This is a genomic window from Flavobacterium sp. 90 (assembly GCF_004339525.1).
In the GTDB taxonomy this organism is placed as follows: Bacteria; Bacteroidota; Bacteroidia; order Flavobacteriales; family Flavobacteriaceae; genus Flavobacterium.
Window position 1 is genome coordinate 231,804 of record NZ_SMGE01000001.1, and the last position, 12,460, is coordinate 244,263.

Here is a 12,460-nt window from a genome sequence, read left to right on the forward strand (position 1 = left end):
TTAAAAAACCTCTGAAGCTTCTTTCAATTTCTCCATATTGTTAACCAATTGTAACTCGGCAACAATTTTCTGAATGTCACCATTCATGATATTTCCTAAATCGTAAAGTGTCAAACCAACTCTGTGATCTGTCACACGACCTTGTGCATAGTTGTAAGTACGAATCTTAGCTGATCTGTCTCCAGAACTCACCTGAGAAGTACGTTTTGTAGCATCTTCAGCTTCTTTCTTAGCCAATTCTTGTTCATACAAACGAGAACGTAAAACGTTCAACGCTTTATCTTTATTTTTATGTTGCGATTTCTGATCCTGACATTGCGCCACCAATCCTGTTGGAATGTGCGTTAAACGTACAGCAGATTTCGTCGTATTTACAGATTGTCCTCCAGGTCCTGATGAACAGAAGAAATCAACACGAACATCGTTCATATCAATTTGTACATCAAACTCTTCTGCTTCCGGCAAAACCATAACAGTAGCTGCAGATGTATGCACACGACCTTGCGTTTCAGTCTGAGGAACACGTTGTACACGGTGAACACCAGCTTCAAACTTCAAAGTTCCGTAAACATCTTCTCCCGAAACTTCAAAAATAACCTCTTTGAAACCTCCGGAAGTTCCTTCGTTCATATCAACAACCGAAGTTCTCCAACCCTGATTCTCACAATATTTAGTATACATTCTAAATAAATCTCCAGCAAAAATACTAGCTTCATCTCCACCCGTTCCGGCACGAATCTCGACCATCACGTTTTTAGCATCTTCAGGATCTTTAGGGATCAACATAAACTTGATTTCTTCCTCAAGTTCCGGCAATCTTTCTTTTGCTTCATCAAGTTGCATTTTGGCCATTTCGGTCATATCTGCATCACTTCCGTCAGCAATAATTTCGTTTGCCTCATCTATATTAGCCATCAAAAGCACATATTCATCACGCTTTTCAGCCAATGCTTTCAAGTTTTTGTACTCTTGATTCAATTGCACATAACGTTTCTGATCAGAAATAACATCCGGCTGGATAATCAAATCCGAAATCTCGTCAAAACGTTGTTTTACTATTTGAAGTCTATCTAACATTTTCTAATTCCTTTTATTGGAGTGCAAAATTACGAAATTTTTGTTTAAAATTCTATCAATAACCTTTTGAGTTTTTTAAGCCTAATTTTTAGAAGAATTATGATTGTTTTTTGGATCCCGATAATTATCGGGACTGTCTATTCGTTGTGTCTTTTTTGGAGTTGTTTCCTGCTATGCACTTGTATCTTTTCCTGGCTAAAGGAGCCAGAAAAAGGATACCGCTTCTATCAGGGCTAGGGCTTTTCGGTTTTTTAATTGGCTTATACCTCCAAAAACAACTTAACAAATTATAACTTAAACCAAAGTCAGATCACTTAACTCATCTGCTAATTTGTGTAATCCTTTAGAAATCTGTAACATTTTGTCACTTGACAAAGTTGCCAAACCTTTAGTGTATTGGCGGAATAAACTTTGATTTATTCCTGCATAGTGTTCTGCAAAAGCTGACTTGTTGATTACACTAAAATAATCAAAAACCTGTTCTAAATCTACCTGATAACTAATATCGAAATCAGCAATTGTAACCTTTTCGCCTTTTTCCTGTAGATATTCTACATGATATTGAAGGACTTCGTTAAAATTTGCTTTTATCTCAGATATATTATTTCCTACTGTAGCCAATCCATCAATTTCTTTTGCATAAGCCGAAAAACCTGTAGAAGTTTTTTCAATAATAACCGAAATTACCCTTTTTTCTGTATTCATATTCGTTTGAATTAAATTGTAAAAGCTAGAGAATTATTTAAGTCCTGCTGCTTTCAAAATACTATTTAAAGTGCCATTTGCCATTTCTTTACTCCCATGTCTCGGGATCGTAAGTTGATTCTGTTTTGTTGCATGCCGATACAAATCATGGTTTGCACCATTTTTATAAAGAAACCAACCATCTTTCTTGAGAAGTTTCAACAACTCATTTACTGAAGCCATCTGCTTTAATTTAAATTAACAAATACGTCTGTCGTCTTTCCTATTTGTGGTATTTAAATGTTTTTAGATCTCTTTTTTTTTCAGATCAGACAAATATATAACATTTTTGTTATATAACAAAAATGTTATATATTAAATTAATTTAGGTATTTATGGATTTCCGTAAAATCATTCAACTAAATGGATTTAATTTTAGCAAAAATCAGGTGTTTTTACGTGTTGATTAATTTAAATTAAAGACGATGTTTGTTTTTATAAAAACTCAATTAGTGAATATGATTTATAAAAATAATTCAAACAACTGGTTCCAGAAATAATCTTTCTAGATATAACTTGAAATTAATATATAATCCTTTTTAGCAAAAAAACAATTCACCGATTCACTAGTTCAAAAAATCACCTATAACAAAAATGATAAATGGCAGAATTACCAATATACAACAATCTTGAAGAAAAAAGAAAGTTTTTCAGTAATGGGGACAAAGAAAGTTTTGTAATTGACACCAAAATAGCTTTAGACAAATGGTTCAAAGATGTTCAAGATGAGGAGAAAAAAGAAACCGAAATTGATGCAACTGCTTGGATTTATAGAGGAATGACGGAAGCAAAATATAAACTTTTGACCTCATCACAAAGGCTTTGGATTACCAACGAAATGCAACAATGGGCAAACAAAAATTATGTGGAATTTATTAGCGATTTGGTTAACAAAGCAAACGGAAACATACTAATTAAAAAAGTTTTTGACCTATATAACTATTCAAGAAGCGACCGAGAGTTTCCTATTTTAAGTTTACTTCAACATTATGGTGCGCCAACACCATTGATGGACTGGTCATATAATAATAATGTAGCTTTCTTTTTTGCAACAGATGGACTTAGAAAGAAAGAAGAACCAAAGGAACAAATTGATAATTACTTTTCTGTGTATCGCATCAACAAAAGGAAATACAAAAAAGAATTACTAAACATTATTGACTTTATACCCAAAGAGCTCTATCCTGAAATTAATTCATTCAAAGACTTTGGAGATAATAATGGAAATCCAAAATCAAATGGAATTTTCTATATTTCAGACTTTGAAAGAAAAGGAGAATCATCAGGAGAAACAAAACCTTATGGGAATTTAATGATTCGAACTAAAAAACCTCTTACCTCAATTTATAATCAAAATATCATTCCACAAGAAGGTCTTTTCATTTTCAATCCATTTAGTCAAAAAACACTTGAAGACATTTTTAATACAGATTTGAACAAAAACGGTTGGAATTTAGCATTGACGCCTTTTGATTGTTTTAATATCCATAAAGATCTTGCCGAATATTTAAGAAGAAAAATTGATGTCAGATTTAAAATCAACAAGAGTTTCATTTATCCTAACTTAAATGATGAAGCGAAAAAAATAAAAGAAACAACGTTGAATGGCTTAGTGTGAAAAAACTACAATTAACATCTAATCTATTACTCTGGATTTGGTAAATTCGAATAATGAACTTAATTTAGTACCAAACCATTTGCAGCATAAGAACTTTTGGGGTAATAGTACACCGATTAAGAAAAAAAAGAATAAATGAACGAAATAGAATATATAAATTCACATAGTGTTAAAAATGCAATAAATAAGTTATCCAACAATATAAGAACTGAGCGTAGTGATATTGATGACTTATTAAATATTTATGCGGATAAATCCATAATAGAAAGATTAAATAACAATAATAACCAAATAATTTACGGAAGAAGAGGAACTGGTAAAACTCATTTACTTTTAGCGTTCCAAAATTTAATTTTCATAAAAAATTCTAATGGTTCAGGCAAAAGATTTCCAGTTTATATAGATTTGAGAAAATACTTGCCTTTATTTACGAGTACAAGTACAGTAAATATTGAATCAGCAATTTTAATTTTTCAGGCCCTTATAAACGAATTAATTGAAGTTGTAATTGATAACCTAAAATACATTTACGATATCGCAGAATATGGTAGTTTTAGTACTTTTGAAAAATCAAGAATTGAAAAATTAAAATTGATTTTAGGGCAATTAAATATTGAATTCAATGGCCGAGAATTTAAGCGATTAGGATCTATAGAATTCAATAAAGAAGAAATAAAAAATATTTCTGGTAGCTTAAAATTCAGTCAAAGCCCTGAGATAAATGTTGAAGGAAAAAAGGAAGGGAAAGACACATTCACTGTAACTAATGTACAATATTTATCTTTTAATGAAATATCTAAATTATTAGAAGAATTATCAAATCAGTTAAATGATACTCAAATTGTTTTTTTACTTGATGAATGGTCAGAAATACCATTAGATCTACAACCTTATCTCGCTGAACTAATTAAAAGAGTCTTTATTAGCTCAAATTATACTTTTAAATTTGCTGCAATTCCATATCGTTCAAAATTTAGAGAAACAATTTATAACGATGTAAAAATTGGCCTTGAAGAAGGTGGAGATGTATTTCCAATAACACTTGATAACCGATATATCTACGAAACTGATAAAATTGGTACAAAAAATTTTTATACAGAAATTTTAGTGAATCATTTGAAACAAATCGATCCTACCATATTTATCAATGTTGATGAAACAAAATTTATTAATTACTTTTTCGCAAATCAAGCATTAGCTGAAATTTTGATTGCATCAGCTGGTATTCCACGAGATTTCATAAATTTATTTATTCTCTCTTATAACAATAGAAACAATAACTCACAACGTATTGTTTTAAAAAACATTAGAAACTCAACTACAGAATGGTATACTTCAGATAAAAAAGAAGAAATCGATAAAGACAAAACTACAAGGCATTTATTTGAAGAATTAGTAAATCAAGTAATCTTGACAAAAAAGAAAACTCATTTTCTTTTACCTCAAAAATATTCTGAAAATAAATATATCAAAAAATTGGTGGATTTACGTGTATTACATCTTAGACAAAAAAGTATTTCACATAGACATATACCCAATAAGACATATGATGTTTATTCAATTGACTATGGAAGTTATACTAGTTTAGATATTAATAAAACAACCTTAAATACTGATTATTCTGAATTAATATCTAATTTAAACACTATTGAAGATATTAGAGAAGCAAGATCTCTTTCAATTGAAGATGATTTTTTTGAAAAATTTAATTTAGAAACTGGTCAAGGAATAAAATGCCCAAAATGCTCTAAAACAATTGACATAAATCATTTAGCGTATATAAAACAAAAAATTTGTAATAATTGTTACGAAAAAGTTGAGGAATAAATTACTCTAACTCCACGAAGTCTCTCTATTTCGTAGCTAGAACGATAAACTAAACAGATTAAAAAAATATTGAAAAAGTTACGAAGTCATAAGACTTTACACGACAGATTTTTTAGCCTAAATTTATATATTTTAGAATGAATAAAATTTCTATCAACAATCAAAATTATTGAATTTACCCAAAAAAATGTATGAACTGATTTTAACTTAAAATTATTTATGAAAGAAAAAGAAAGTCTGATTACTCAATTAACAGAATTACTGAACAAACCAGGAGGAAAACAAGCAGCTCGATTTATTCTTAATTCATTAGGTGCAATCCCATATGTAGGAGGAGTTTTTGCTGCTAGTGGCAATCTTTGGGGAGAAAAAGAACAACATAATTTTAATGACAAATTAGTAGAATGGATTGAATCCACAAATACCGATTTAGTCAAAGTTTTACAATACTTAGATTCAGAATTAAAAGAACCAACTAAAGCAAATTTCTCACTATTAATAGGCGAAGCCTTAGGAATAGAAATCCCTTTTATGATTGAAGTAGGAGTGACACCACAAGTAGCTGTAATTTTACATCCTCAAACTTTACAAGAATTCGAAAAGTATCAAAAAGCTGGTTGGATAACGATAACCTCAAATGGAAATATAGTAAGTATGGGAGCTAATAATAGTGTAGGTAATTCTATTGAAGATAAAAAGAGACCTTTCGGGCTAGGAAATGGATTTATAATTAGTCTTAACGAATCTTATTATGAATGAAAATAATTAAAATAAATAACCCATAAAAACCAAAACCTTAAACAAGTATTTTCTGAATTAATTTATATATTTGATAGTTACCAAAATCTATTATTTAATCATTTTTTCTAACTAAACCACTAATGGAAAAACTTATTAAAATTGGCCGTGTCTTTTATGGTATCGGTGTTGTTGCTTTGGGGATTCATCAAATTATTATCAAAAATTTTCGTTCAGAGATCTTATCTCCATTTCCGGTTTGGGCTCATGATAATGTTATCTTCCCTATTCTTACCGGAATAGCTTTGATATTTGTCGGAGTTATTATTTCGGGATTATTTAAAATTAAAGCTATAGACACAAAAAAAGTATGTCTTTATTTAGGTTTTGGTTTTCTTGCTGCAATTATCATTTCTCATTTGCCTTATATTATAATGCTTAGCGCAGATAAAACTCCGGATTTTCAGGTTTGGATAAATGCTCTCGAAGAATTAACTTATAGTGGCGGAGCATTTGTTATGGCGGGATCATTTACAGAGAACATTTCTGCTGGAAGCGAAAAGAATTTCACATCATTCTTAGAAAAACTCATTCCGTGTGGGCGAGTTTTTTATTCGATTCTGATGATATTATTTGGATTGAGTCATTTTGCTTTTGCCAGCTTTATCGCTACAATGGTACCAAAATGGTTGCCAGCGCCAATGTTTTGGACTTATTTTTTTGGAGTTGCCCTTGTCATTGCCGGCATTTCAATTATTTTCAAAATACTTATAAAACCAATTGCACTTCTTTTAGCACTTACGCTTTTATTGTTTTTTCTATTCTTTCATATTCCTGATGCCATTGCAAATCCATCAGCAGGTGGCGGAAACGAAATTGTTCGTGCATTTGTTGCGTTGCTTTTCTGTGGTATTGCATTAGTAATCGCATTAACAAATGATCGTAAAACAAACTCCGTTATTCAAAATATTCCTTCTTAAAAGTTGCAATTATTTGAGAATTCTCTTTACTTTAAGCTCATTTTAATAAAAATATAAACAAATAACAATCTGTACAAAACCGAAAGACTTCAGAAAGTATCTGAATTAAATAAACATGAAAAAAATACTAGCTTTAATAATTATTAGCTTTTCGTCACTTTTTGTTAGTTGCCAAACGAAACCTGGATTTACTAACACTTTACAAATAAAATATACTCACGGCGATGAAAGTCACAGTAGGGAAGAAATGAGTTTCGAAATCCATGACAATAAAGTTTATGGTAAAATAACTCGACCTAATGCCGATAAATTATTGCCTTCAGAAATTATATTGACAAGCGCCGATATTAAAACTTTGAATTCATTTCTAGAATTAAGCGAAAAATTTAAAAATAAATGCGACGAAATAAATTCAAGCTCAGATGTGCAGTATTATTCTATTTTTGTGGATAATAAAGTTGTAAAAATATATGAATGTGACTGGAAAGTTTATTCATTTTTTGATATTAAACAGCAAATCTTTGGCAATTATCTCCAAGATCTTGAAAAGAAAAAACAGATTTTAAATAATGAAATATCTAATTTACTAATAGGAAATTGGAAAGCTAACGTATTACTAAATGATGTAAGCAATAAATCTGAATACATTGTCGAAAAACTAAATACAAATCCATCTTCTGAATATATTGAATTCATTAAAGACAAAAAAATGATAATTCATAAAAATGGAAAAAGTATTTATTATGACTATAGAATTGATGTTCTTAATGGAAATAAATTTTTAATAATGAATGGCGACGATAATAAAAACGGAGAAGAATTCGTTTACGGTCATAGATTCCTGATTAATAGTTTGAGCCAAAATAAAATAATTCTAACGCGATCCTTATAACGGTATTACCTTCCCTCACGCAGCCACAACAAAATTTATTTAGCATTAGACTTCAAATAAACCTTATGTAAATCATCCAATAACTCCATTTCTTCTTCTGGTAAAAGCTGCAAAGCAATTTCAAGTAAATTCATTACATTATTATCGGCTTCATTAAATGGAAAACTTGCCTGACTTCGGGCGTCATCGTTAAGTAAAATAATACTTGCTTTTAGAAGACTTGAAACCATTAAATTAAGTTCATTATAACAAGATACTTTTAGCTTCACGCTAAACGAATTATCACCGATATTTTCTTGTTTTAGTTTTTTGAATTTATTAATTCTATTCATGGATTCTAAAAATTCTGTGACTTCTTTTGTATGTTGTATTTCCATGATTTCCTTTTTTTTTATCAAAACGAAATTACCAGTAATAATTCACTTTTAAGTGATTGTATACAATCGGTTGTATGTAACCGAAAACTGAACGCATCAAAAAAATAATTAGAGTTCGAATTTTTAACTTTATATTCGTCATAAATAAATATTTTAAAATCGCTCAATCTTTAAAAATAAATCCAGGCGATTTAATCAAAATTTATAAAATGAAAATTATTTTAGAACGAAATTTAGACTTTAGACAATTTCAAAATTTGATTATTTTGACATTTATTTCCGGAATGTTCTTTCTTGGAATGTTAAACTCTGTTGACTTTAAATCTTATTATCTTATTGAAATAATTTTATTTCTTTTGAATCTAATATTTATCTCTATTTTATTTACGAAGAAAGGTTTGTCAATAGAAAATCAAAAACTTTATAAAATTGTTTCTTTGTTTGGATTTACTTTAACCAAAAAACTAATTGAGATTTCTGATTTTCAACAACTTTTTATAACTAATGGAAAACTTTCAACGAATTATGCCTATTCATACAATATTAAAGAACTTCATAATTGGGAGCCTGATTTAAATCATTCTGTAAACTGTTTTAATATATTTATGACAGACGAAAAAAAAACTTATCAAAAAAAGATTTTGACTTTGACTAAACTTGAGAAAGTAAAATTGGCAACAGAATTTATTACGAAAAATACAAATCTAAATAATCAATAAATATCCAATCAAATACTAGCATTTCCCTCAATCTTTAAAAAAGAATTGAGTCGATTTAATTAAAGATTTGTAAAATCATTCTATGAAAAACTGGAAACAAGTATTTAAATATCTTCCTATTATATTTTTAATGTGGTTTATAGCTCACACTATATTTATAACAATTGACGGTTTGCATGATAACGGAAAAGGTGCAGATGTTGCCGTTATTCTGGGCAGTAAGGTAAACGAAGACGGAACATTATCTGAACGTCTTGAAAAGCGTTTAGAATGTGGGTTAAATTTATATCTAAATAAGCGTGTAAAAAGAATAATTGTAAGTGGCGGTTTTGGCAAAGAAGGTTTTTATGAAGGAGACAAAATGAAAGATTTTTTAGTGACCAATAAAGTTCCTGAAACTGCAATAATTGTCGACAATTTAGGAAACAATACACGCGCAACGGCAGATAATGTTGCTAAATTACGAGATAGTTTACACTTTGAAAGCATAATAGTAGTATCGCAATACTTTCATATCACGAGAACAAAAATGCTATTTAAAAAACATGGCTTTCAAAATGTTAATGGCGTAAGTCCAAATTACTTTGAAATCAAAGATGTATATTCTTTACTAAGAGAATTTGTGGGTTACTACACACAATAAAAACGATACTTTTTAATCCATTAAAATAAAATTTCAACATGATATTTGAAAACCAAATATTAAACTATTTTGATTCTAATTTAATAAAAAGAGATCTTAATTTTATTCTCAACGAGACATTAACCAAAGAAGAAATTGTAATTATTTCGGAGATTGGTTTACCAAACAATATTTTAGATTTTCATTTTACAAATGATATTTCTTTATTATCTCCATCAGAAATTGTAATTGGAAAAACCCATTCGGAAAATAATATTATTCTTAATTTAGAATCACGAAATATTACAAAAAACAATCTTAATTGTTTCTTAGCAAAATCTCTCAAACATCTGGTTCTGCAACTATATACTTATGATCATTTGTGGAAAAATGTTATTCCTAATAAACATTTTGGCGATTATAGGGAGGATTATAATTTTAAAAAATACGCTAAATTTTTAGAAACAGAATTATTAGAAATTGATCCGGATTTATTAAAAAATGATAACGCCTATTTTTGGGGTTCATTAATTGAGGATATTGAGTTTGGCATAGTTGGATAATCTAAAAATACTAAAATTGAAAGAGGTTTTTTTCGAAAATTAAGCAACCGCACATTCAACATTATTTTGTTCAGCGATCTGCATATCAATTATTTTTTGAGCAATAGTTCCTCTTTCAAATAAGCGAATAAATTTGAAAACGGCACTCACAAAATATCCCGGATTCGAGACTAATCGGGCGATTTCTGTTATTCTTTCGTCTCTAAGTTTTGTGCAGGCTTCTCTTTGATCTTCCGGAACGGCTACAAATTCGTTGGCAAATTTCCATGCGCCGTCTCTTGCCGTTTGCATGCTAAAATCAATAAAGAAAGTGTCGATTTTGCCTGTCCATTTTAGAATCATTGTTAGCGTTGGCCAAATTTTGATTAGACATTTTTCGACGTCGCCAACCAGATTACTCAGAATCGTATTTATTTGATCAAAGTCGTGTTTTAAACTCTCAATATCTTCTACTGTACTAACTTGAGCCGAAGCAATTCCTAAATCAAGATTCACATGCGCATTAATTCCAAGCAATAAATGCTGAAGTACTATTGGCCAGAATTTTTCGGCTTGTTCAAAGGCAAATCCCCAACATTCTGATGGTTTTTCTTTGGCTTTATATTGGTAATATGCTTTTAGATATCTATTAGCAAAAATAACGTCCAATTTCTCCATTCGTTCCCCATTTTGAAAAGAACCAGCCTGAATTCCTTCTTTCACTTTTACCGTAACTTCGCGATATAGTGTTGTAAATAAACCTATATTACTTTGTTCCAGTTTTGACTTTTGTATTATTTCATCCAACAATAAAATTACTTCGTCTATCGTATTTGCTTGCTTTATATTCATTTATAGGGAATTATAATTAAATTAAACAGAACGAATATAATTATTTTTATCTTTTAAAATGCATTTTTATGAGGTAATTATCTTATTATTTTTTTCCTCTTTTTTGGTACAAAAACGGATTAATATAAATATTTATGAGAGATAATCAATTTCAAGACATTGTTTACGGTTTTACGTAAGGTATTTGAATTCAAACGAATTACTTTTGAAAAAGCTTTTAATCTATTTTTTTTTGAAGTAATGAAAACCAAAATAATGAAGATAAAACCGTTTTATTTTTACAGTGTATTTCTTGTCATTTTCATTTCAGCGTGTTTTTTATGGATGTTAAAAACCAACACATTCGCAGAAGACGCTACTCAGATTATGTATCGAGATAAAGACTTTGAAAAAAAGACAGGTATTACTTTAGAAGAATATGTCAAAAGAAAATCTATTGTTTCATTAAAACTTATTGGAAATAAAAAATATGATGATAAAATTTTAAACCTTTTTCAATTAAAAATAAGAAAAATAATATCCGAAGAAGATCCTAATAAAGGCATTCATTTAAAATTTGATAAAAAAACTCCTTATGAAGATGTAATTCGTTCCTTTCAAATTTGCAAAATAGAAAAATGTCCAACATACGTGCCTGACGGATACGACCTTTGGGTTTTTCCTTACTACAATAAAAAACAAACCAAAAAAACGAACCCATGAAACTAATACTTGCTGCATTACTTTTTATTTTCAACTTAGCATTATCCGCACAAACCAACAATTTTGCTGGCGATTATACACGTTCACTTAGTGAAGAAGGGAAACATATCATCGAATATAAATTGACCTTAAATCAAGACGGAACATTCATTTTTCATTCGTACACAAAAATGCAAGGCGGAGTTCCTCCTGAAGTAAACAAATACGGAAAAGGAAAATGGGCTGGAAAATACAATATGATCACTTTTTCGACAGATAAAAAAGCAGACTTTGACGAAAAATATACTTTGGATTTTAATAAATCTACGGCGCGATTTGTAACCAAAAATCCTCGTGACAAAACAGATCAAATCGTTAAAACAAGACTTACGTTTCTGGAATCAGGAATTCCCTGGATGCAAAGAATTGATGTTTTTAAAGTATAAAAATCTAATAATTACATTAGCCTGAAAACCGTTTTATAAAACCATAAAATGCGCAAAAGTCCAAAAGACATTTGCGCATTTTTTTTTAATCCTCTCCTATTTTTTTAATTTTTATATAAATACTGCAATAGAAATTACTAAAAATAATCTCCATATTTTTCTTCGCTACACAAACCGTATCATGTACTGCATCGAAAGTAAAAACACCTTTTTTTGAGCATTGTAAAATTTTTCTCAATAAAGCGTAATTACGGATTTCCGTAAAATAACTGAATTAGAAGAAGTTAGTTTTGAATAAATATTTCAAGCCACTTTTAGTATTGAAGTTTTTTTTTGAGATAAATA

Annotated in this window: 15 protein-coding genes; 10 read left to right on the forward strand and 5 right to left on the reverse strand. The window is 29.4% G+C overall.

Translation table 11 applies throughout. From position 1 onward, the window contains the following. From prfA to C8C83_RS00975, 3 genes are all read right to left on the reverse strand, one after another. Positions 1 to 1,077, reverse strand: coding sequence for a peptide chain release factor 1 (gene prfA / locus C8C83_RS00965; protein ID WP_026981929.1), 1,077 nt, complete (start codon positions 1,075 to 1,077; stop codon positions 1 to 3). A gap of 294 nt (positions 1,078 to 1,371) precedes the next feature. Continuing rightward, positions 1,372 to 1,782: a type II toxin-antitoxin system HicB family antitoxin gene (locus C8C83_RS00970; protein WP_121326026.1), complete on the reverse strand. Its 411-nt coding sequence runs from the start codon at positions 1,780 to 1,782 to the stop codon at positions 1,372 to 1,374. 33 nt (positions 1,783 to 1,815) lie between these two features. Beyond that, on the reverse strand, positions 1,816 to 2,004 hold the full coding sequence (locus C8C83_RS00975) for a type II toxin-antitoxin system HicA family toxin (RefSeq protein ID WP_055098392.1): 189 nt from the start codon (positions 2,002 to 2,004) through the stop codon (positions 1,816 to 1,818). Positions 2,005 to 2,422: 418 nt separating this feature from the next. On the opposite strand from C8C83_RS00975, the gene C8C83_RS00980 reads away from it, so the two are divergent. The 5 genes from C8C83_RS00980 (at position 2,423) to C8C83_RS01000 (ending at position 7,876) form a co-directional block, all read left to right on the forward strand. Then, on the forward strand, positions 2,423 to 3,439 hold the full coding sequence (locus C8C83_RS00980) for an FRG domain-containing protein (protein WP_121326027.1): 1,017 nt from the start codon (positions 2,423 to 2,425) through the stop codon (positions 3,437 to 3,439). 135 nt (positions 3,440 to 3,574) lie between these two features. After that, complete coding sequence (locus C8C83_RS00985; protein ID WP_121326028.1) at positions 3,575 to 5,266, forward strand: ATP-binding protein; 1,692 nt, start codon at positions 3,575 to 3,577, stop codon at positions 5,264 to 5,266. A gap of 219 nt (positions 5,267 to 5,485) precedes the next feature. Next, the gene (locus C8C83_RS00990; protein ID WP_121326029.1) at positions 5,486 to 6,025 is read left to right on the forward strand and encodes a hypothetical protein; all 540 of its coding nucleotides are present in this window, start codon (positions 5,486 to 5,488) and stop codon (positions 6,023 to 6,025) included. 122 nt (positions 6,026 to 6,147) lie between these two features. Beyond that, entirely contained in the window at positions 6,148 to 6,984 is an 837-nt protein-coding gene (locus tag C8C83_RS00995; RefSeq protein ID WP_121326030.1) for a DoxX family membrane protein, read from the forward strand. 115 nt (positions 6,985 to 7,099) lie between these two features. Then, positions 7,100 to 7,876, forward strand: a complete 777-nt coding sequence (locus C8C83_RS01000) for a hypothetical protein (RefSeq protein WP_121326031.1) — start codon at positions 7,100 to 7,102, stop codon at positions 7,874 to 7,876. A gap of 35 nt (positions 7,877 to 7,911) precedes the next feature. Here C8C83_RS01000 and C8C83_RS01005 read toward each other — a convergent pair whose 3' ends face one another. Then, positions 7,912 to 8,253: a hypothetical protein gene (locus C8C83_RS01005; protein WP_121326032.1), complete on the reverse strand. Its 342-nt coding sequence runs from the start codon at positions 8,251 to 8,253 to the stop codon at positions 7,912 to 7,914. Between the two features lie 209 nt (positions 8,254 to 8,462). Between C8C83_RS01005 and C8C83_RS01010 the strand changes: the two genes are divergently transcribed. The 3 genes from C8C83_RS01010 to C8C83_RS01020 all read left to right on the forward strand — a co-directional run bounded on the left by C8C83_RS01010 (position 8,463) and on the right by C8C83_RS01020 (position 10,157). Continuing rightward, on the forward strand, positions 8,463 to 8,972 hold the full coding sequence (locus C8C83_RS01010; protein WP_121326033.1) for a hypothetical protein: 510 nt from the start codon (positions 8,463 to 8,465) through the stop codon (positions 8,970 to 8,972). Between the two features lie 82 nt (positions 8,973 to 9,054). After that, positions 9,055 to 9,615, forward strand: a complete 561-nt coding sequence (locus tag C8C83_RS01015; RefSeq protein ID WP_121326034.1) for a YdcF family protein — start codon at positions 9,055 to 9,057, stop codon at positions 9,613 to 9,615. A 38-nt stretch (positions 9,616 to 9,653) separates the two neighbouring features. Further along, complete coding sequence (locus C8C83_RS01020; RefSeq protein WP_121326035.1) at positions 9,654 to 10,157, forward strand: hypothetical protein; 504 nt, start codon at positions 9,654 to 9,656, stop codon at positions 10,155 to 10,157. 39 nt (positions 10,158 to 10,196) lie between these two features. Here C8C83_RS01020 and C8C83_RS01025 read toward each other — a convergent pair whose 3' ends face one another. Next, positions 10,197 to 10,988: a DUF5995 family protein gene (locus C8C83_RS01025; RefSeq protein WP_121326036.1), complete on the reverse strand. Its 792-nt coding sequence runs from the start codon at positions 10,986 to 10,988 to the stop codon at positions 10,197 to 10,199. Positions 10,989 to 11,228: 240 nt separating this feature from the next. Here C8C83_RS01025 and C8C83_RS01030 point away from each other — a divergent pair, with 240 nt between their 5' ends. Both C8C83_RS01030 and C8C83_RS01035 read left to right on the forward strand, forming a co-directional pair. After that, positions 11,229 to 11,690, forward strand: a complete 462-nt coding sequence (locus tag C8C83_RS01030) for a hypothetical protein (RefSeq protein ID WP_132011622.1) — start codon at positions 11,229 to 11,231, stop codon at positions 11,688 to 11,690. Beyond that, positions 11,687 to 12,115 (forward strand): hypothetical protein, encoded by a 429-nt coding sequence (locus C8C83_RS01035; protein WP_121326038.1) that lies wholly within the window; start codon positions 11,687 to 11,689, stop codon positions 12,113 to 12,115. The genes C8C83_RS01030 and C8C83_RS01035 overlap by 4 nt, the downstream gene beginning before the upstream one ends. The last annotated feature ends 345 nt before the right edge of the window (positions 12,116 to 12,460 follow it).